Source organism: Rhodococcus sp. IEGM 1341, assembly GCF_030056895.1.
Classification (GTDB): Bacteria; Actinomycetota; Actinomycetes; order Mycobacteriales; family Mycobacteriaceae; genus Rhodococcoides.
This window is the reverse complement of sequence record NZ_JASHKV010000013.1, coordinates 90,816-109,773: the sequence shown is the minus strand read 5'-3', so window position 1 is coordinate 109,773 and position 18,958 is coordinate 90,816. Positions and strand designations below refer to the sequence as shown.

The 18,958-nt window shown below is 65.8% G+C and carries 22 protein-coding genes and 1 pseudogene; 21 read left to right on the top strand and 2 right to left on the bottom strand.

Annotated elements, in window-relative coordinates:
- Positions 1-526: 526 nt before the first annotated feature.
- The 5 genes from QM615_RS21405 (at position 527) to QM615_RS21385 (ending at position 3,927) form a co-directional block, all read left to right on the top strand.
- Entirely contained in the window at positions 527-850 is a 324-nt protein-coding gene (locus QM615_RS21405) for a hypothetical protein (protein WP_269595725.1), read from the top strand.
- A gap of 188 nt (positions 851-1,038) precedes the next feature.
- Positions 1,039-1,179 carry a hypothetical protein gene (locus QM615_RS21400; RefSeq protein ID WP_269595726.1) on the top strand — a complete coding sequence of 47 codons (141 nt, stop codon included), beginning with the start codon at positions 1,039-1,041 and terminating at the stop codon, positions 1,177-1,179.
- A complete protein-coding gene (locus tag QM615_RS21395) occupies positions 1,176-1,931 on the top strand; it encodes a phosphoglyceromutase (protein ID WP_068046501.1) in 756 nt (251 codons plus the stop codon). Before QM615_RS21400 ends, QM615_RS21395 begins: the two co-directional genes overlap by 4 nt.
- Before the next feature lie 137 nt (positions 1,932-2,068).
- Positions 2,069-3,241: a sensor histidine kinase gene (locus QM615_RS21390; RefSeq protein ID WP_283347895.1), complete on the top strand. Its 1,173-nt coding sequence runs from the start codon at positions 2,069-2,071 to the stop codon at positions 3,239-3,241.
- Complete coding sequence (locus QM615_RS21385; RefSeq protein ID WP_032380369.1) at positions 3,238-3,927, top strand: winged helix-turn-helix domain-containing protein; 690 nt, start codon at positions 3,238-3,240, stop codon at positions 3,925-3,927. The genes QM615_RS21390 and QM615_RS21385 overlap by 4 nt, the downstream gene beginning before the upstream one ends.
- A 68-nt stretch (positions 3,928-3,995) precedes the next feature.
- Here the strand turns inward: QM615_RS21385 and QM615_RS21380 are convergent, their stop codons facing one another.
- Positions 3,996-4,748 (bottom strand): DUF3109 family protein, encoded by a 753-nt coding sequence (locus tag QM615_RS21380; RefSeq protein WP_179276371.1) that lies wholly within the window; start codon positions 4,746-4,748, stop codon positions 3,996-3,998.
- A gap of 114 nt (positions 4,749-4,862) precedes the next feature.
- Between QM615_RS21380 and QM615_RS21375 the strand changes: the two are divergent.
- From QM615_RS21375 to QM615_RS21330, 10 genes and pseudogenes are all read left to right on the top strand, one after another.
- Positions 4,863-5,102, top strand: a pseudogene (locus QM615_RS21375) (Ppx/GppA phosphatase family protein); the annotation flags it as partial.
- Positions 5,099-6,262 carry an Rv0497 family membrane protein gene (locus QM615_RS21370; protein ID WP_283347894.1) on the top strand — a complete coding sequence of 388 codons (1,164 nt, stop codon included), beginning with the start codon at positions 5,099-5,101 and terminating at the stop codon, positions 6,260-6,262. The pseudogene QM615_RS21375 and the gene QM615_RS21370, both read left to right, overlap by 4 nt.
- A gap of 12 nt (positions 6,263-6,274) precedes the next feature.
- Positions 6,275-7,117 (top strand): sugar phosphate isomerase/epimerase family protein, encoded by an 843-nt coding sequence (locus QM615_RS21365; protein ID WP_283347893.1) that lies wholly within the window; start codon positions 6,275-6,277, stop codon positions 7,115-7,117.
- A gap of 22 nt (positions 7,118-7,139) precedes the next feature.
- On the top strand, positions 7,140-7,997 hold the full coding sequence (locus QM615_RS21360) for a thioesterase family protein (protein ID WP_283347892.1): 858 nt from the start codon (positions 7,140-7,142) through the stop codon (positions 7,995-7,997).
- Between the two features lie 18 nt (positions 7,998-8,015).
- Complete coding sequence (gene proC / locus QM615_RS21355) at positions 8,016-8,831, top strand: pyrroline-5-carboxylate reductase (protein ID WP_283347891.1); 816 nt, start codon at positions 8,016-8,018, stop codon at positions 8,829-8,831.
- A 127-nt stretch (positions 8,832-8,958) separates the two neighbouring features.
- Positions 8,959-9,195 (top strand): helix-turn-helix domain-containing protein, encoded by a 237-nt coding sequence (locus QM615_RS21350; RefSeq protein WP_008713658.1) that lies wholly within the window; start codon positions 8,959-8,961, stop codon positions 9,193-9,195.
- A gap of 219 nt (positions 9,196-9,414) precedes the next feature.
- Entirely contained in the window at positions 9,415-9,516 is a 102-nt protein-coding gene (locus QM615_RS21345; protein ID WP_003402602.1) for a 30S ribosomal protein bS22, read from the top strand.
- 144 nt (positions 9,517-9,660) lie between these two features.
- Positions 9,661-10,788, top strand: coding sequence for an NAD-dependent epimerase/dehydratase family protein (locus tag QM615_RS21340; RefSeq protein ID WP_283347890.1), 1,128 nt, complete (start codon positions 9,661-9,663; stop codon positions 10,786-10,788).
- Positions 10,785-11,834 carry a lysophospholipid acyltransferase family protein gene (locus QM615_RS21335; RefSeq protein ID WP_094670491.1) on the top strand — a complete coding sequence of 350 codons (1,050 nt, stop codon included), beginning with the start codon at positions 10,785-10,787 and terminating at the stop codon, positions 11,832-11,834. Before QM615_RS21340 ends, QM615_RS21335 begins: the two co-directional genes overlap by 4 nt.
- A gap of 22 nt (positions 11,835-11,856) precedes the next feature.
- A complete protein-coding gene (locus tag QM615_RS21330) occupies positions 11,857-12,378 on the top strand; it encodes a GNAT family N-acetyltransferase (RefSeq protein WP_283347889.1) in 522 nt (173 codons plus the stop codon).
- Positions 12,379-12,397: 19 nt separating this feature from the next.
- Here the strand turns inward: QM615_RS21330 and QM615_RS21325 are convergent, their stop codons facing one another.
- Positions 12,398-13,333 carry an HAD family hydrolase gene (locus tag QM615_RS21325; protein ID WP_068046474.1) on the bottom strand — a complete coding sequence of 312 codons (936 nt, stop codon included), beginning with the start codon at positions 13,331-13,333 and terminating at the stop codon, positions 12,398-12,400.
- A 206-nt stretch (positions 13,334-13,539) separates the two neighbouring features.
- Between QM615_RS21325 and QM615_RS21320 the strand changes: the two genes are divergently transcribed.
- The 6 genes from QM615_RS21320 to QM615_RS21295 all read left to right on the top strand — a co-directional run bounded on the left by QM615_RS21320 (position 13,540) and on the right by QM615_RS21295 (position 18,929).
- The gene (locus QM615_RS21320; protein WP_283347888.1) at positions 13,540-13,821 is read left to right on the top strand and encodes a glutaredoxin family protein; all 282 of its coding nucleotides are present in this window, start codon (positions 13,540-13,542) and stop codon (positions 13,819-13,821) included.
- 157 nt (positions 13,822-13,978) lie between these two features.
- Positions 13,979-14,824 carry a redox-sensing transcriptional repressor Rex gene (locus tag QM615_RS21315; protein WP_121873466.1) on the top strand — a complete coding sequence of 282 codons (846 nt, stop codon included), beginning with the start codon at positions 13,979-13,981 and terminating at the stop codon, positions 14,822-14,824.
- Positions 14,821-16,233 (top strand): glutamyl-tRNA reductase, encoded by a 1,413-nt coding sequence (locus QM615_RS21310; RefSeq protein WP_149406652.1) that lies wholly within the window; start codon positions 14,821-14,823, stop codon positions 16,231-16,233. Before QM615_RS21315 ends, QM615_RS21310 begins: the two co-directional genes overlap by 4 nt.
- A gap of 5 nt (positions 16,234-16,238) precedes the next feature.
- Positions 16,239-17,207, top strand: coding sequence for a hydroxymethylbilane synthase (hemC, locus tag QM615_RS21305; RefSeq protein WP_121873624.1), 969 nt, complete (start codon positions 16,239-16,241; stop codon positions 17,205-17,207).
- The gene (locus QM615_RS21300) at positions 17,200-17,370 is read left to right on the top strand and encodes a hypothetical protein (RefSeq protein WP_156516050.1); all 171 of its coding nucleotides are present in this window, start codon (positions 17,200-17,202) and stop codon (positions 17,368-17,370) included. The genes hemC and QM615_RS21300 overlap by 8 nt, the downstream gene beginning before the upstream one ends.
- On the top strand, positions 17,367-18,929 hold the full coding sequence (locus QM615_RS21295; protein ID WP_068046447.1) for a bifunctional uroporphyrinogen-III C-methyltransferase/uroporphyrinogen-III synthase: 1,563 nt from the start codon (positions 17,367-17,369) through the stop codon (positions 18,927-18,929). The genes QM615_RS21300 and QM615_RS21295 overlap by 4 nt, the downstream gene beginning before the upstream one ends.
- Positions 18,930-18,958 lie beyond the last annotated feature (29 nt).

The window sequence follows — 18,958 nt, the reverse complement described above, 5'->3', positions numbered from 1 at the left end:
ATGTGCTCATCCTTCCTGACTCAGAAGGAAGCGGCATCAAACCTAGGGTGATTCATGGAGAGCAAGAGTACGAATCTGTTCGGAGACGCGCCGCTGTCCACCGAATGGATGACCTGCATCTGGACGGACCCTGACCCCGGGTCGTGGTATTTCCTGGGAGTGTTCTCCTCTCACCACGACCTCGCTTATCTGCAGGCGAACGAGCAGTTCGGTGACTTCTCGGCACCCAATAGTGCTGGTGCTGTGCAGTTTCGGCGAACTGCGAGTTACGACGAGGTCAGCTGTGGTGTCGCGTACGAGGTGGTTGGGGGAATCGTGTACTTCATTCTCGACGGTAGGGCCGGGCGCGAGCCTCGGAGCGAACCGTGTTCGGAGATCGGTCGAGTCACGGAAGCTTTGCAGACCAACCTGCCGGCGCGGGCACGGTAGATCGAAAGGTAGAGGTTCGATGGCATCTGGAAACGGCGATCTATTCGAGTCGATGCAGTATTGGAAGAACCTCTCGGAACGTGCAGAGGCAGGGTTGATGGAGATCCCGGAGAACGTTGCTGCCCAGTGTGATCAGGTCTGCGCCGAATACATCGACCATCTTGCTGAAATGCTGGGGAAGACCAAATTTCTCGTGGATCTCGAAGCCTTCGGCACGCTTCCGTCAGCCCAACAGCTGGGTCGCAAGTTCAAACGACTTGCCGATGGGGAAGAAAGGTCGGCGGCTGTGGCGATCAGGCAGCACATCGAGGTCATTCAATTGATGCGATCGGTGTTTCGACGCTATTTCGTCGAGACCGAAGAGGTCGATCGGAGTGTGGGAGCTCGGATCGGCGATATCGGGTCGGGTCTGGGCGGATAGCCCGCAACGTCACACCCTTTCTGAAAACCTCACACCCCTGGCATGACGTGAACCCCGGCGCTCGGTCGGCAAAAAGGGTGTGAGGTCCCGCGACCCCGCGCGACCCCCGCAGCGAAGCGTCGAACATTGTCTGAAATGTCCGTAATAGGAACTCTCACAATACAATCGAGGCAACATTCGCGAATCGGGTGACCTGGTCTGCGATCGTGTTGTTCGACCCCGTCATCCCCATCCCGATCACCCTCACCGCCGTCGTGATGATCGTCGTCGTCGCGGTCCTGGTCGCACGCGGGCCACCACGAGTGGAACATGAGAAACTGACCACATGAGTATCGGAACCTTGATTCTGCTTCGTCACGGCGAGAGCGAATGGAATGCGTCCAACCAGTTCACCGGTTGGGTGGACGTGCGACTGACCGAGAAGGGTGAGGCCGAGGGCAAGCGTGCCGGTCAGCTCCTCGCCGAGGCGGGCATACTGCCCGACCTGCTGTACACCTCGCTGCTGCGTCGCGCGATCAGCACCGCCAACCTCGCACTCGACGCCGCCGATCGGCACTGGATTCCCGTCGTCCGCGACTGGCGTCTGAACGAACGGCACTACGGCGCGCTGCAGGGGCTGAACAAGGCCGAAACCAAGGACAAGTACGGCAACGAGCAGTTCATGCTGTGGCGTCGTAGCTACGACACCCCGCCGCCGCCCATCGAGATCGGCAGCGAGCACAGCCAGGACGCCGATCCGCGCTACGCAGATCTGGACAGCGTTCCGCTGACCGAGTGCCTCGCAGACGTCGTCGAGCGCCTGATTCCGTACTTCGAGGAGACGATCGTCGCCGATCTGAAGGCCGGCAAGAACGTGCTCGTCGCCGCGCACGGCAACTCGCTGCGCGCTCTCGTGAAGTACCTCGACGAGATCTCCGACGCCGATATCGCCGAGCTCAACATCCCCACCGGCATTCCGCTGAAGTACGACCTCACCGAGGTCGACGGCAAGCTCAAGCCCACCAACCCGGGCGGCACCTACCTCGACCCCGAAGCAGCGGCCGCAGGTGCAGCTGCCGTGGCAAACCAGGGCGGTAAGTAGCTCCACCACGCCCAAACCGACGTTTTGTCGTAACTGCAGGTGAACGATCGAAGAACACTGCCGACGGGGACTATGACGACCAGGGAAATGCCTGCACCCTGCGTATGTGAGCTGTCCATCGAACGTACGATTCCGGTGTGAGTGTTGCATCGGCCGTACTACTGGCTATCGCCACGGCCTTCGTGGGATACCTCGTCGGCGGTGTTCTGATCCCGTACCTCAACACTCGACACTCGGAGCGCCGCCGAGCCACGTCCGGGCTCACGATGTCCCAGGTACTGGACCTGATCGTCCTCGCATCGGAGAGCGGCATCGCCGTCGTCGACCAATTTCACGACGTCGTGCTGTTCAACCCGCGCGCCGAGGAGTTGGGGCTGGTGCGTAACCGGCTGATCGACGATCGGGCATGGGACGCCGTCCTCAAGGTCCTCGCCGACGGCAACCCCGTCGAAGTGGACCTCAGCTCGAAGAACCCCAGAACCGGCCGCGACAAGATCGCCGTCCGCTGCGTCGCCCGGCTGCTCAGCAAGGAAGACAAGCGGTTCGTGGTGCTGTTCGCCGACGACGATTCCGAGCAGGTCCGGATGGAGGCGACGCGTCGGGACTTCGTGGCCAACGTCAGCCACGAACTCAAGACACCCGTCGGCGCGATGAGCCTCCTGGCGGAGGCGCTGCTCGAGTCCGCAGACGACCCCGACTCGGTGAGGCACTTCGGCGGCAAGGTCGTCGCCGAATCCAAACGGCTCGGCAACATGGTGACCGAACTGATCGCACTGTCCCGCCTGCAAGGTGCCGAGAAGCTACCCGACCTCGAGGTCGTCGACGTCGACACCGTCGTCAACGAGGCGATGGATCGATCCAAGCTCGCCGCCGAGAACGCCGGCATCTCCGTCACCACCGACCACCCGAGCGGCCTCGAAGTTCTCGGCGATCAAGCGCTGCTGGTGACGGCCCTGGCCAACCTCATCCAGAACGCCATCGCCTACTCCTCCGACGGCGCGCCGGTCTCGGTGAGCCGCGCCCTACGCGGAGACAACGTCGCGTTCGCCGTCACCGACCGCGGCATCGGCATCGCCAAGGAAGACCAGGAACGCGTCTTCGAGAGATTCTTCCGCGTCGACAAAGCTCGGTCGCGGGCAACCGGTGGCACAGGCCTGGGCCTGGCCATCGCCAAACACGTCGCAGCCAACCACAACGGCAGCATCTCGCTGTGGAGCAAGCTGGGCACCGGATCCACCTTCACCCTCCAGATCCCTGCGTACTTCGAAGAAGAAGACGACGCTTCGGTTACAGAAAGAGAGAATCAGTGACCAACGTTCTGATCGTGGAAGACGAAGAGTCGTTGGCCGATCCATTGGCCTTCCTGCTCCGCAAGGAAGGTTTCGAGGCCACGGTCGTCGGAGACGGACCGTCGGCGCTCGCGGAATTCGATCGCGCAGGAGCAGACATCGTGTTGCTCGACCTCATGCTCCCCGGCATGAGCGGAACCGACGTGTGCAAGCAATTGCGTTCGCGCTCAGGCGTTCCCGTGATCATGGTGACCGCACGTGACAGTGAGATCGACAAGGTCGTCGGCCTCGAACTCGGTGCCGACGACTACGTAACCAAGCCGTACTCGGCACGCGAACTCATCGCCCGCATCCGCGCAGTTCTGCGGCGCGGCTCCGACGCCGAGGTCGACGGCGGAGTCGATACCGGAGTGCTCGAAGCCGGACCGGTGCGCATGGACGTCGAACGCCACGTGGTGATGGTCGGATCCGAGCAGATCACGTTGCCGCTCAAGGAATTCGATCTGCTCGAGTACTTGCTGCGCAACTCCGGTCGAGTGCTGACCCGCGGACAGTTGATCGACCGCGTGTGGGGAGCCGACTACGTGGGCGACACCAAGACCCTCGACGTGCACGTCAAGCGACTGCGCTCGAAGATCGAAGCGGACCCGGCCAAGCCGGAACACCTCGTCACCGTGCGCGGACTGGGCTACAAACTCGAGGGATAAAGCCTGCGGCATGTGAGCGGAAACTCGTAGTGGGCTACGAGGTTTCGCTCACGTGCGGCGCAGCCGCTCTATCGACGCTGCGCCTCACGAGTGGCCGGATGCACTGCGATCAGACCCAGACCGCGGCGACGCTTGCACAGCGATGCCAGTTCGTCGTAGGCCGCCTTGCCGAGTAGTTCGGTCAATTCCGGTTTGTAGGACTCGAACACCTGCTTCGATCCGACGTGCGCATCAGGCGAGCCCGAGCAATACCAGTGCAGATCGAGACCGCCTTCGCCCCAGCCGCGTCGGTCGTACTCGCCGATCGTGGTCTTGAGGATTTCGGAGCCGTCCGGCCGCGTCACCCAGTCCTGGGTACGTCGGATCGGCAGCTGCCAGCACACGTCGGGCTTGACCTCGAGCGGCTCGATGCCCTTGCGGAGCGCCATCGAGTGCAGCGCGCACCCGATTCCGCCCTCGAACCCGGGACGGTTCTGGAAGATGCAGGCACCCTTGTAGCGCCGCGTCCGCAGCGACTGCTCGTCGTCGAGATCGTCGTATTCGACGTATCCCTTCTTGCCCAGACCCTTGTCCATGAGCTGCCAGTCCTGCGGAGTGAGCAACTTCACGGACTCGTCGAGCTTGCGTTTGTCGTCCTCGTCGGACAGGAACGCGCCGTGGGAGCAACAACCGTCGTCGGGGCGGCCCTCGACCGTTCCCTGACAGGCCGGAGTTCCGAACACGCAGGTCCAGTTGGACAACAACCACGTCAGATCCGCAGCGATGAGGTGTTCCGAATTGTCGGGGTCGGGAAACTCGACCCATTCTCGCGGGAAATCCATCTCGACCTCTGCAGCGAACGACTGCTGCTCACGACCTGCTGTCACAAACGTCGACGGTAGACCCAGTACCGTGGGCATGTGCGAATAGGGGGTGCTCGACGCCGGTATGGACGCGGCTCGAGGCGACTCGTAGCGTTCGTAACGCGGATCGTCGTGGCCGACCGTGCAGAATTGGAATGTGTCAGCGCCGACAGGTCGCCACCACTGGTGGCCGGGGCTCTGGTAGCGGAGGCGAGCATGCGGGCATCGACAGCGGAGTCACCCGAGATATGCCCGTGGGCGCTGAAGGAAGGTTTGATGTTGAGGAAGCTGGACCCCGAAACCGACGGCGATCCGGTGGTGAGCTCTAGATGAGCGACACCAACCCGGAGGACACCGGACAGATCTCGGTTGCCGAGCTGCTGGCTCGAAACGGTCAGAAGACGAACCTGAGCGCAGGCGGTCGCCGTCGCCGCGGCGTCAAGGGCGGCATCTCCGTCGCCGAGCTGACCGGTGAGATCCCCGTCGTACGCGACGAGCCCGGTAACCGCAGCGCCCCGGTGGTCGAGTCCCCGGCTCCCGACGCGTCCGAGCCCGAGACGCCCGAGACACCCGACGTCGCCGCGGCAGCGCCGCAGAGCAGCGATGCGGCCGAGGACGATGCACCCGCCGCCGTCTCTTCCCGGCCGCAACCGGCCAAGCCGCAGAGCACGCGACCCACTCCGTTCCAACCGGCAGGCAAGCGCGAGAAGCAGCAGCCCGAGCCGGAACTGCTGTCCGGCTCCACCACGGTTGCCGGTGACCTGCTGAACCGCTCGCACGACGACACCGAACGGTCCAAGCGCCCGGCTGTGTCCACGGCGTCGGCGCCCGATCGGCTTCCGTACGGATCCACCGCGGCCGAGCAGGGCCGGACCCGCAAGCCTGTGGGATTCCGAGCCTCGCGGCAGGTCGAGGTGGTCGAGCCGAACACCGACGTCGCTCCGCGTGCAGCAGTCATCGACGTCGACGACCTGGCCAAGACCGCGGTGTCTCCGCGCATTGCGCGCGCCGACGACACGACGGCCGAGTCGGCCGACGAGTCGGCGGTCGATACGTCCGCCGCCACCGAGGTCGTCGATCTCGTGAAGCCGGAGATCGACGACGAACCGAAGACCGCGACCGACGCCGAGGCCGACACCGACACCGAAGACGCACCGGACGCGGAGGCCGACAGCGCCACTGCGGCCTCGCGAACCGACCGCCGGGCAGCGGCCGTCAAGGGCAAGGGCGGTGCCGTCCGGCAATGGCTGGTGCTGATCGGTCAGGCCGTGGTGTCGATCGCCGTCGGCGCGCTGCTGTTCAAGGGCTTCGAGCAACTGTGGGACGTGTTGCCGTGGGTCGCTCTGGTGCTGTCGGTGCTGGTCATCGTCGGACTCGTCGCGGTCGTGAGGATTCTGCGACGCACCGACGACCTGATCTCGATCGTCATCGCGATCGCCGTCGGTGTCTTCGTCACGCTCGGTCCGCTCGCCTTCCAGCTCAGTACCGGCTGAGTCGGCACACCCATGGGCGCGAAGCGAATTCAGGTAGGACTGTCCACGGCCTCGGTCTACCCGCAGAACACCGAGGCGGCGTTCCGATACGCGGCAGAGCTCGGGTACGACGGCATCGAACTGATGGTGTGGGCCGAGTCCGTCAGCCAGGACGTCGACGCGGTGGCCGCGCTCTCGCGGGAGTACTCGATGCCGGTGCAGGCCATCCACGCGCCGTGCCTGCTCATCTCGCAGCGAGTGTGGGGATCCGATCCGGTCACCAAACTCGCACGCTCGGTCGAGGCGGCCGAGAAGCTGGACTCGGCGACGGTCGTGGTGCACCCACCGTTCCGGTGGCAACGCAAGTACAGCGACGGCTTCGCCGATCAGGTCGCCGAACTCGAATCGAACTCGCACGTGGTGGTCGCCGTGGAGAACATGTTCCCCATGCGCGCCGACCGATTCTTCGGTCGCAAGGAGAAATCCGCACAGCGACTCGAACGACGCGGTGGTCCGGGCGCGGCACTGTCGGCGTTCTCGCCGTCCTACGACCCGACCGACGTCGGCCACGGGCACTACACCCTCGACCTCTCGCACACGGCCACCGCAGGCTCCGACGCGCTCGAGATGCTCGACCGGATGGGCGAGGGCATCGCGCACCTGCATCTGGCCGACGGCCGGGGCGCATCGGTGGACGAGCACCTGATCCCCGGCCACGGCAGCCAACCGTGCGTTGAGGTGTGCACCGAACTGGTGCGCCGCGGCTTCGAAGGGCAGGCGGTCATCGAGATCAACACACAGAACGCGCGGACGGTCCCCGAGCGTTCCTCGATGCTCGGGCAAGCACTGCAGTTCGCCCGCGCACACCTGTCCTGAGGCCGCCGGTAAGTTGTCGGAAATGAGTTCCGCCAGCCCCTTCACCGCCGCCACCACCCTGACCGCGCTCGAGGTCGCCGCCGACACCGCGTCGTTCGCGGGCGCGATCGACTCCACCTGGACCATCGGTCCGAAGGTGCACGGCGGTGTGATGCTCGCCGTCTGCGCGGCAGCAGCGCGCAAGCACATCGTCACGACCGACCCGGACCAGGCCGAGATCCAGCCGCTCGCGGTGAGCGTCAGCTACCTGGCCGCTCCCGATCCCGGCGAGGTCGCGCTGACGACGGTGGTACGCAAGCGCGGCCGTCAGGTCTCGCACGTCGACGTCGAACTCACCCAGGCCGGACGCGTTGCCGTGCGGGCGGTGGTGACCCTCGGTCGTCCCGATTCCGAGGAACCCCACCACGAGACGCCGACGTCGTTGGCGTCGATGGCAGCCGAGCCGCCGGCCGAGACCCTCGCGGTGGCGGGCGATCATCCGATGGCGTCGATCGTGCACGTCGCCAAGGGCTGCGAGATGCGGATCGACGCGTCGTCGGCGTCGTTCCTGACCGGCCAGCAGGGCGAGGCGGAGATTCGACTGTGGGTGCGTCCCTTCGCGGGCGACGAGGCCGACCTCGACACCGCAGTGCTGTTCGCACTGATGACCGGAGACATCTCGGCTCCGGTGACCATGAACCGCGGAATGTTCGGTTGGGCTCCGACCGTGCAGTTGACGACCTACCTGCGACGCCGTCCGGCACCGGGGTGGCTGCGGGTGGCGGCGACCAGCACCGTCATCGGCAGCACCTGGTTCGAGGAGGACCACGTGGTGCTGGATTCGACCGGTGCCGTCGTGGTGCAGAGCAGACAGTTGGCGATGGTGCCGCGCTCGAACTGACATGGCAGGCTTGGTCGTATGACGAGAATTGCAGTGATCGGCGGCGGACGGATCGGTGAGGCGTTGATTGCGGGACTCCTCGAGTCCGGCCACGCAGTGCGCGATCTGGTGGTCGCCGAGAAGTCCGAGACCCGCGCCAAGGAGATCGCCAAGGAATTCGGAGTACTGACCACCACCGTCGGCGACGCATCCGAGGGAGCCGATGTGATCGTGCTGGCGGTCAAGCCGGCCGACGTCGAAGCGGCACTGACCGAGATCACGAAAATCGAACTCGACGGCGATCGCGAACAACTCATCGTCTCGCTGGCCGCAGGAGTCCCCACCGCCAAGTTCGAGCCCAAGCTCCCCGCCGGCTTCCCGGTCGTTCGAGTCATGCCCAACACCCCGATGCTGGTGGGGGAGGGCGTCAGCGTGTTGGCACCGGGCAAGTACGCCCGCGCCGAGCACCTCGAACTCGTGCGCTCGATCCTCTCGGCCGTCGGCAAGGTGGTCGTGGTCAAGGAGAACCAACTCGACGCCGTGACGGCCGTGTCCGGCTCCGGTCCGGCCTACTTCTTCCTCGTGGCCGAGGCCATGATCGACGCCGGAGTGGGCCTGGGATTGAGCCGCGACGTGGCGTCGGCGCTCGTGGTTCAGACGATGGTGGGGTCCGGAGCGATGCTCGATCGCTCCGACGAGAGCGCGAGCGAGCTCCGGTACGCCGTGACTTCTCCCGGCGGAACGACAGCCGCAGCAGTGCGTGAATTGGAGAGAAAGGGCGTCCGAGCAGCGTTTTTCGATGCCCTCGGTGCCGCAAATGCCCGATCGATTGAGATGGGCATCACAGCAGAATAAAAAATCTTTTCCCCACACCCGTCGCAGTAACCCCATCTGTCCCTATAGGCTCGGGGGCAGCACGTGCGTGTCTGTTCGGCAGGAGGGGAAGCCTGCCGCATGAGACGTGCCGGAGGTATGTGGATTGATGGCGTCTATAAACAAGCCGTCCAAGGGTTCGTCCCCGGACGGTCAACCGGCCCTGGCCGGAACGCAGTTCCTCACGGTCGCCGAAGTGGCGACGCTGATGAGGGTTTCGAAAATGACCGTGTACCGGCTGGTGCACGGCGGAGAATTGCCCGCTGTACGAGTGGGTCGATCTTTTCGTGTGCACGCCAAGGCGGTCCACGACTATCTCGAGACCTCGTACTTCGACGCAGGCTAGTAGTGCACGTGGGGCCGGTTTCGTAAGTCCTGGTTCACACCGGTAGGATTGGCGCTCGTCGTGCCAGCCAGCCGGTGTGCAGCCGTGGGCGAGTACGTGGCCCCAGCGCCAGCTCGGTGACCAAGGCTTTTGGCTCGAAGCCCTCAGGGCTTGGTTGTCAGGTAGGCGTACGCAAACGGCGTGCGCGAAAACGCTAGAGAAGAACGTGAGGACACCCGCATGGGTTCAGTGATCAAGAAGCGTCGCAAGCGCATGTCGAAGAAGAAGCACCGCAAGTTGCTTCGTCGTACCCGCGTGCAGCGCAGGAAACTCGGCAAATAAGCCTGCCGTCATCTGCTTCATGGGGAAGCCCGTCACCATCGGTGGCGGGCTTCTTCCGTTCGAAGAACGGGCTTTGCTTCTCACCCGCGCCGAGCCCGGTCGATCCAGTAGGCTTTGCAGCGGAACCGACGTTGGGGGTGCGCAGTGAGTCCGAGCGATCGTGGATCGTCTGCGCCCCGAGTGGTCCTCGTGACCGGGGCGAGCCGATTCCTCGGCGGCTACCTCGTCACCAGACTGGCCCAGAATCCCAACATCGAGCGCGTCATCGCCGTCGATGCGGTCTCGCCGAGCAAGGATCTGTTGCGCCGCATGGGACGCGCGGAATTCGTCCGCGCCGACATTCGTAATCCGCTGATCGGCAAAGTGATTCGCAATGCCGGCGTCGACACCGTCGTGCACGCCGCCACCGTCGCCAAGCCCCCGAAGTTCGGTGGCCGCGCGACGATGAAAGACCTCAACGTCATCGGCGCGATGCAGCTGTTCGCGGTCTGCCAGAAGTCACCGACCGTCGAGAGGGTGGTACTGCGTTCGTCGTCCGCGGTGTACGGCTGCAGCGCGAAGGATCCGGTGAAATTCACCGAGGAGATGAGTGCTCGACGCCCCCCGAGCGGTGGGTACGCGCGGGACTCGATCGACATCGAGGGATACGTGCGCGGTCTCGGGCGTCGACGACCGGACATCGCGGTGTCGATCCTGCGCATGGCACCGCTGATCGGTCCGCGACTGAACGGCACCATCTCGCGCTACATGACCTCGCCGCTGATTCCCAGCATCGTCGGTCGCGACGCACGCATGCAGTTGCTGCACGAGGAAGACGCCCTGGCTGCGCTCGAGCGCGCGACTCTCGGTGGGTCGGCCGGCACGTTCAACATCGGAGCCGACGGCACGATCATGCTCTCCCAGGCGATTCGTCGAGCCGGCCGCGTTCAGGTGCCGGTACCGTTTCCGCTGTTCAAGAGCGTCGGCCGCGCACTGATGGGCGGCATGATGCGCGAGTTCACCACCGAGCAACTCGACTACTTCCACTTCGGCTGCGGACTGGACACCACCCGCATGCGGTCCGTCCTTGGCTTCGAGCCGCGGTGGACTACGGTTCAGGCATTCGACGACTTCGTCCGAGGCGCAGCGCTGCGGCCGGTCATCAGAACCGAATGGGTGGACAGCGTCGAAGATCGACTGGTCTCGGCCGTCGAGACAGGCGCGTCCACGGCGCGGGCACTGGCGGCACTGCGTAGTTCGGGAGCGGTGCGTAGTTCGGGAGGGGACAGGTGAGCGAAGTGGCCAAAGTGATTCCATTGCACGGCGGCACGTCCGGCCGCTCGGCGCGAGCGGCTGCGGGCTCGCGTGAACGGCACCCCTCCGCCTACGCCGATCCTCGCGAGCCGACGCCGTTGTCGGCCCCGGCTCCTGCCGACGCGTCGGCAGTGACGCCCTCGCTCCCCACTCCGTTGCTGTCGATGATCGACGACACCAAGTCTACGATCGTCGACCAGATCTCCTCGGTCGCCGAGTTCGTTCGCAGGCGGCTGGCCGGTGACTACAGTGTCGACGAGTTCGGCTACGACCCGCACTTCGCCGACGCGGTCTGGCTTCCGTTGCTGCGGCCGTTGTTCGACAAGTGGTTCCGCGTCGAGGTCAAGGGCATCGAGAACATTCCGTCCGACGGCGGCGCGCTCGTCGTCGCCAACCATGCGGGCGTCGTGCCCGTCGATGCGCTGATGGCGTCGGTCGCCGTGCGAGATCACCACCCGGCGCACCGCCCTCTGCGAATGTTGGCCGCCGACATGGCATTCGAGATGCCCGGCGTCGGCACGATCGCGCGCAAGGCCGGGCACACACTCGCATGCAACCCCGACGCCGAACGCCTGCTGCGCACCGGCGAGGTCGCTGCCGTGTTCCCGGAGGGGTTCAAGGGCATCGGCAAACCGTTCAGCGAGCGCTACAAGTTGCAGCGATTCGGTCGCGGCGGATTCGTCTCGGCTGCTCTTCGGACGGGTGTGCCGATCATCCCGTGCTCCATCGTCGGCTCGGAAGAGATCTACCCCAAGATCGGCGACATCGCACCACTGGCCCGATTGATGGGCGTGCCGTACTTTCCGGTCACGCCGTTCTTCCCGCACCTCGGCCCGCTGGGTCTGATCCCGTTGCCGTCCAAGTGGTACATCGAATTCGGCAAGCCGATCCCCACCGACGGGTACGACTCCACCGCGTTCGAGGATCCGATGGTGCTGTTCGAGTTGACCGACCACGTGCGCGAAACCATTCAGCACACGCTCTATCGACTGCTTGCCAAGAGGCGCAACGTCTTCCTGGGTTAGACGCTCGGGTTATCGTGTGGCAGTGCATATCCATGGTCGTTTCTGCGGGCTCCACTCCTGCCTTCGCGACACTTCCGCTGCCGATCTACCCGAGATTCTCGACATCCACAACGACGCGGTCGCCAACACCACCGCCATCTGGGACGAAGAACAGGTCGACCTCGCCGATCGCACAGCCTGGTTCGAGGGCAGGATCGCCGCGGGATACCCGGTACTCACCGCAGAGGTCGACGGACGGGTGGCCGGATACGCGTCGTACGGGCAGTGGCGGGTCAAGAGCGGCTACCGACACTCGGTGGAACACTCGGTGTACATCCATCGAGACTTCTACCGTCGCGGGCTGGCCAGTGCGCTACTGAGCGAGTTGATCGAGCGAGCGAAAGCGAGCGACATTCACGTGTTGGTGGGATTCATCGAGTCCGAGAACACCACGTCGATCGCTCTGCACGAGAAGTTCGGGTTCGCCACCGTCGGACAGATGCCGCAGGTGGGCGTCAAGTTCGGTCGGTGGCTGGACCTGACGCTGATGCAGCTCACTCTCTGACCGCCCGCGGTCGGATGAATCAGGCCTTGCGACGGCCGATCACCGCAGCGAGCCCGCCGCCCACCGCGCCCAACGCCAATGCCGTGGGCACACCGATCTTGGCGGCCTTGCGTCCGGTGCGGTAGTCGCGGATCTCCCAACCCCGGTTCTTGGCCAGCTCACGCAGATCGGTATCGGGGTTGATCGCCACGGCGGTGCCGACCAGCGAGAGCATCGGCACGTCGTTGTGGCTGTCCGAGTACGCGGTGCAGCGCTTGAGATTGAGACCTTCACGCACCGCCAGCGAGCGCACCGCGTGCGCCTTGCCGATGCCGTGCAGGATGTCGCCGACGAGACGGCCGGTGAACACCCCGTCCTTGCTCTCGGCGACGGTTCCGAGGGCCCCGGTCAGGCCGAGACGCTTGGCGATGATCTGGGCCAGTTCGAGGGGAGTGGCCGTCACCAGCCAGACCTGCTGACCGGCGTCGAGGTGCATTTGGGCCAGAGCCCGGGTGCCGGCCCAGATCTTGTCGGCGATCATCTCGTCGTAGATCTCCTCGCCGAGCCTGGTCAGCTCGGAGGTGGGACGGCCGGTGATGAACGAGAGCGCCTTCTCTCGTCCGCTGGCCACATCCTCGCTGTTCTCCTTGCCGCTGACCCTGAATTTGACCTGCTGCCAAGCGAATTGGGCCAGATCGCCGCTGGTGAAGTACTTGCGGGCGGCCAACCCGCGAGCGAAGTGAATGATGGAGGCGCCCTGCACCATCGTGTTGTCCACGTCGAAGAAGGCCGCAGCAGTCAGATCCCGCGGAACGGCACCCTCGGACTCGATCTGCAACGCCAGAGCGGCATCGGCACTGGCCTGGCCTGCAACGTTGGCGCGAACCTCGGCGTCGCTCGGACCGAACGGATTGCGGATTCTGCGGATGCGGCGCTTGAACTGCTTGTCCTCGCGCGGATCGTTCGTATCGACCATGTCGATATCGGGCGTGTTCTCGATCGGCAGGTCTGTTCCCCCGTCACTCACTTCGGTCCACCTCCCAGTCGAGTCGCTCGCCGCAAGCCTAGTCGGGGTCGTCCGGACGACAGGCGAAGGGCAGCACTCGACCCCTGTCGTTCGGCCCCACGTCGGACCGGGGACTGTGACCTTCGTCTCCGTTACGGCCGTGTCACAGTGGAGGTATGCAGACGACCCCCACCGGCGTGGCTCTTCTCACCCGTGCAGGCTGCCATTCCTGCACTCACGCCCTCGAGGTGTTGAACGAGGTGTGCCGCGAATTCGGCGTGGCAGTCACCGTCGTCGACGTCGACGAGGCGGCAGCGGAATCGCCTGACCTGCGTGCGGAGTACGGGGATCGAGTGCCCGTGGTGCTGCTCGACGGCATCGAACACAGTTACTGGGAGGTAGACGTGCCGCGGTTGCGGGCCGATCTGACCCGGGCAGGGCACCCTAAGAACGTGTGATTGCTCTCGCGTGTGCAGGTGAGGGCCGGTGTGCGCAACTTTGTTCATTCGTTCACAAGCAGTTACCGTGGTGTGAACAGCGTCCGTGAAATAGACACGAACGCAGGATCAGCGTGAAGATCGGCCGTCGACGCCGTTCGGACGAGGAGCCCCAGACGTGACCGAAGAGCGCCCGTCGCCCAGCGGCGTAGAGCGGGTCATCCCTCAGGCTACGGTCACTCGTCTGGCGACGTACCTGCGGGTCCTCTCGATCCTCGCAGACGAGGGCGTTCTCATCGTCTCCAGTGAAGAACTGGCCACCGCAGCAGGCGTCGGATCGGCCAAACTGCGCAAGGATCTCTCCTTTCTCGGCCCCAACGGCGTACGCGGAGTCGGCTACGACGTGGCCCGCCTCCGCGCCAAGATCGACAGCGCACTCGGACTCGATCGCGGCCACCGCGTCGTCCTCGCGGGAGTCGGCAACCTCGGGCAGGCGCTGGCCGGATACGGTGGATTCGCTCGACGCGGGTTCACGATGGTCGGACTGTTCGACAGCGACCCGAAGCGGGTCGGCACCGACATCGACGGCCTCACCGTCCGGCACGTCGACGAACTCGTCGTCGCCTGCCGTGAGCTCGAGGTCACCATCGGCGTCATCGCCACCCCCGACGAGGCCGTGCACAGCGTCGCCGAGAAGCTCGTCGCCGGTGGCGTCGAATGCATCCTGAGCTTCTCGCCGATGGTCCTCGACGTACCCGAACACGTCGAGGTGCGGCGCGTGGACCTGGCGGTGGAGATGCAGGTGCTCTCCTTCAACAGCTCTCGCAACGTCTCCGGATCGAGCGATATCGCCGATCCGGCCATCGTCGCCGCGCCCCGGCCGCAGCCGGTATCGCCGCCCCCTCTCGCATCGTCACCGCTCACGTCCACGGCACGCCTCGGCCGCAGTCACGGCCCGCGCATCGCCGGCAATCCAAGCCCAGTCAACAGTTCGACAAGAAACGGATCGGTGATTGCACCGTGAGTGTCCTTCTCGTCGGGATTTCGCACCGTAGCGCTCCCGTCGCAGTCCTCGAGCGTGTCGCCATCACGGACACCGATCGCCCGAAACTGACCGACAAGCTGATGGCCAGCGGAAGCATTTCCGAGGTCATGGTGGTATCCACGTGCAATCGCGTCGAGATCTACGCCGTCGTCGACGCCTTCCACGGCGCGCTGACCGCCGTCGGCGAAGTTCTCGGTGAACACTCCGGGCTCGAGATCGCGGACCTGACCAAGCACGCCTACGTCCGCTACAGCGAGGCCGCCGTCGAGCACCTCTTCGCCGTGGCCAGTGGCCTGGACTCGATGGTCATCGGCGAGCAGCAGATTCTCGGCCAGATCCGTTCGGCCTACGCCGCCTCGGACGGGCAGCAGGCCTCGGGCCGCGTCATGCACGAACTGGCTCAGCAGGCCCTGCGCGTGGGCAAGCGTGTACACAGTGAAACCGGAATCGACGCCGCCGGAGCCTCGGTGGTCTCGGTCGCCCTCGACCGCGCCGCCGAATTGTTCGACGGTTCCCTCGCCGGCCGCAAAGCCGTCGTCCTCGGTGCCGGAGCGATGGGCGGCCTCGCCGTCGCCCACCTCGGCCGCGCAGGCATAGCCGAGCTGACCGTCGTCAACCGCACCCGCGAGCGAGCCGACCACCTGGCCGAGAACGCCGTCTCCAACGGCATCACGGCAACCTCGGTCGCTCTCGAGGACCTGGCCGACGCAGTCGCCGAGGCGGACATCCTCCTCACCTGTACCGGAGCGGTGGGGGCCGTGGTCTCCATCGCCGACGCCCACCTCGCGCTCGCCCGCCGCGGCTCCGATCGACCGTTGGTCATCTGCGACCTCGGTCTGCCGCGCGACGTCGAACCCGCGGTGTCGGGTCTGCCGGGCATCACCGTCTTCGACATGGAGTCCCTGCAGCGCGATCCCGCCGCCGGTGCCGCGGCGAACGACGCGTCCGCGGCCCGCGAGATCGTCTCCAGTGAACTTTCGGGATACCTTGCCGGACAACGGCTTGCCGAGGTCACCCCCACTGTCACGGCACTGCGCCAGCGTGCTGCAGAGGTGGTCGAGGGAGAGCTGCTGCGTCTCGAATCGCGGCTGCCCGGACTCGACTCGCCGCAGCGCGACGAGGTGGCGCGCACCGTGCGCCGCGTCGTGGACAAGCTGCTGCATTCGCCCACCGTGCGCGTCAAGCAGCTCGCCAGCACACCGGGCGGGGATTCCTACGCCGCTGCGCTGCGCGAGTTGTTCGAGCTGAGCCCCGGCTCGGTCGACGCCGTTGCCACGCCGATGGAGATCGGCTCGCTGGAACTGGTGGACGATTTCACCGCCAGCCGCACCGATCTGCGCTCGGACTCCTACCCCGGCGGAACCACCGGTCAGGAGCGTGCCGAATGACCGGCATCGTCAAGATCGGTACTCGCGGAAGCCTTCTGGCGACCACCCAGGCCGACACCGTTCGGGTGGCCCTCGCGGCAGCCGGAATCGAAGCGGAACTGGTCATCGTCAAGACTGCCGGCGACCTGTCTGCTGCTCCCGTACAGACAATCGGCGTCGGTGTCTTCACCGCGGCGCTGCGTGAGGCGCTGGCCGACGGCACCGTCGACATCGCCGTGCACTCGTACAAGGATCTGCCGACGGCGGCCGACGAGCGGTTCACCATCGCCGCCATCCCGGCTCGCGAGGACCCGCGCGACGCCCTGGTCGCCCGTGACGGACTGGTACTCGGTGAGTTGCCTGCCGACGCGAAGGTCGGCACGTCCGCCCCGCGCCGTATCGCTCAATTGCGAGCTCTCGGACAGGGACTGGACGTCCGTCCGCTGCGCGGCAACCTCGACACGCGGATCGGAAAGGTCGCGTCGGGAGAGCTCGACGCCGTCATCGTCGCCCGCGCCGGACTGTCCCGCATCGGCCGACTCGACGTCGTCACCGAAGCACTCGACCCGGTTCAGTTGCTCCCGGCACCCGCCCAGGGTGCGCTCGCAGTCGAATGTCGCGTCGAGGACACCGATCTCGCGACCGCCATCGCCACCCTCGACGACGCCCACTCACGCGCCGCGGTGGCAGCCGAACGCGGGCTGCTCGCAGAACTCGAAGCCGGCTGCACCGCTCCGGTCGGCGCGATCGCAGAGGTCGTCGAATCCATCGACGAGGACGGCCGCATCTTCGACGAACTGTCCTTGCGGGGCTGCGTCGCCGCCATCGACGGCAGTGACACCATCCGCGCGTCGATCGTCGGATCACCCGACCGAGCCGAGGAGCTGGGCCGGGAATTGGCCCGCGAACTGCTCGATCTCGGTGCGCGCGAACTCGTTTCAGTCACCGAACCAGCACAGGCCGGTTCTCAGGTACAGGGTGGATCTCATGTCTAGGGCCATAACGGCACCCGTCCGCGGACGCGCCAAACGCAAGGCGACCCGTCCGGTGGTGCGAAGAGAGTCGATCGCCACCGCTCGACTGATTCCGAAACGGGGCACCGCAACCCCGATAGAACTGCAGTACCCACACAAGACAGCACTGGAGAACAACCGATGAGCCCAGTCCGCAAGAACACCAACGGACGGATCCTGTTCGTGGGATCCGGGCCGGGTGACCCGGCTCTGCTCACGGTCCGGGCACGGGAAGTGCTCGGAGCGGCCGAGCTCGCATTCACCGATCCCGACGTCGACAAGGGAGTCACCGCCCTGGTCGGTGCCGACGTTCCGCGTGACCCGGAGACGGGCGAGAACGGTGTCGAGGTTCGTCCGGCACTCGGCGAACCGGCCGAGGTCGCCAAAACCCTTCTGGCCGAAGCCAAGAACGGCCACGACGTGGTTCGCCTTGTCTCCGGTGATCCGCTCACGACCGACTCGGTGATCGCCGAGGTCAGCGCCGTCGCTCGCACGCACGTGCCGTTCGAGGTGCTCCCCGGCCTGCCGTCGGGATCGGCCGTCCCCAGCTACGCCGGCATGGCACTCGGCTCGGGTCACACCGAGGCCGACGTCCGGGGCGAGGTCGACTGGGCAGCACTCGCTGCTGCTCCGGGCCCGCTGGTACTGCACGCAACTTCGGGCCACCTGGCCGAAACCGCCAGTGCCCTCGTCGAACACGGCCTGGCACCGCAGACGCCCGCGGCCATCACCGTCCGCGGCACCACCCGTCAGCAGCGCACCGTCGAGGCCACCCTCGCCACCCTCAACGACGCCGGATCCGAGCTCGTCGGATCGCTCGTCGTCACCGTCGGCAAGGTCGTCTCGGGCCGAAACAAGATGTCCTGGTGGGAATCTCGCGCACTGTACGGCTGGACCGTGCTGGTGCCGCGCACCAAGGATCAGGCAGGGGAGATGAGCGATCGACTCGTCACCCACGGAGCCATCCCCATCGAGGTCCCGACCATTGCCGTCGAGCCCCCGCGCAGCCCGGCCCAGATGGAACGGTCCGTCAAGGGCCTGGTCGACGGCCGCTACCAGTGGGTCGTCTTCACCTCCACCAACGCCGTTCGCGCCGTGTGGGAGAAGTTCGAGGAGTTCGGTCTGGACGCTCGTGCGTTCTCCGGCGTCAAGATCGCCTGTGTCGGCGAGGCAACCGCGGCGAAGGTGCGTTCGTTCGGCATCAACCCCGAACTGGTGCCGTCGGGTGAGCAGAGCTCGCTCGGACTGCTCGAGGACTTCCCGCCGTACGACGAGGTCTTCGATCCGGTCAACCGAGTTCTTCTGCCGCGCGCCGACATCGCCACCGAGACTCTCGCCGAGGGCCTGCGCGAGCGGGGCTGGGAGATCGACGACGTCACCGCGTACCGCACCGTCCGGGCAGCACCGCCCCCCGCCGAGACCCGCGAGATGATCAAGACCGGCGGGTTCGACGCAGTGTGCTTCACGTCGAGTTCCACCGTCCGGAACCTGGTCGGCATCGCCGGAAAGCCGCACGCGCGCACACTGGTGGCGTGCATCGGCCCCAAGACCGCCGAGACGGCCGTCGAGTTCGGTCTGCGCGTGGACGTGCAGCCCGAATCGGCACAGGTCGGACCGCTGGTCGAGGCTCTCGCCGAGCACGCGGCTCGCCTGCGGGCCGAGGGCGCACTGCCACCACCGCGCAAGAAGTCGCGCCGCCGGTAACTCGGCTGCGGATCTCACGATCGGCACAC

Bases quoted from the DNA above. Each gene is read 5' to 3' on its own strand.
- QM615_RS21405 (WP_269595725.1), top strand. From the start codon at position 527: ATGGAGATCCCGGAGAACGTTGCTGCCCAGTGTGATCAGGTCTGCGCC.
- QM615_RS21395 (WP_068046501.1), top strand. From the start codon at position 1,176: ATGAGTATCGGAACCTTGATTCTGCTTCGTCACGGCGAGAGCGAATGG.
- QM615_RS21380 (WP_179276371.1), bottom strand. From the start codon at position 4,748: ATGGATTTCCCGCGAGAATGGGTCGAGTTTCCCGACCCCGACAATTCG.
- QM615_RS21370 (WP_283347894.1), top strand. From the start codon at position 5,099: ATGAGCGACACCAACCCGGAGGACACCGGACAGATCTCGGTTGCCGAG.
- QM615_RS21365 (WP_283347893.1), top strand. From the start codon at position 6,275: ATGGGCGCGAAGCGAATTCAGGTAGGACTGTCCACGGCCTCGGTCTAC.
- QM615_RS21360 (WP_283347892.1), top strand. From the start codon at position 7,140: ATGAGTTCCGCCAGCCCCTTCACCGCCGCCACCACCCTGACCGCGCTC.
- proC (WP_283347891.1), top strand. From the start codon at position 8,016: ATGACGAGAATTGCAGTGATCGGCGGCGGACGGATCGGTGAGGCGTTG.
- QM615_RS21350 (WP_008713658.1), top strand. From the start codon at position 8,959: ATGGCGTCTATAAACAAGCCGTCCAAGGGTTCGTCCCCGGACGGTCAA.
- QM615_RS21345 (WP_003402602.1), top strand. From the start codon at position 9,415: ATGGGTTCAGTGATCAAGAAGCGTCGCAAGCGCATGTCGAAGAAGAAG.
- QM615_RS21325 (WP_068046474.1), bottom strand. From the start codon at position 13,333: ATGGTCGATACGAACGATCCGCGCGAGGACAAGCAGTTCAAGCGCCGC.
- QM615_RS21320 (WP_283347888.1), top strand. From the start codon at position 13,540: ATGCAGACGACCCCCACCGGCGTGGCTCTTCTCACCCGTGCAGGCTGC.
- QM615_RS21300 (WP_156516050.1), top strand. From the start codon at position 17,200: ATGTCTAGGGCCATAACGGCACCCGTCCGCGGACGCGCCAAACGCAAG.
- QM615_RS21295 (WP_068046447.1), top strand. From the start codon at position 17,367: ATGAGCCCAGTCCGCAAGAACACCAACGGACGGATCCTGTTCGTGGGA.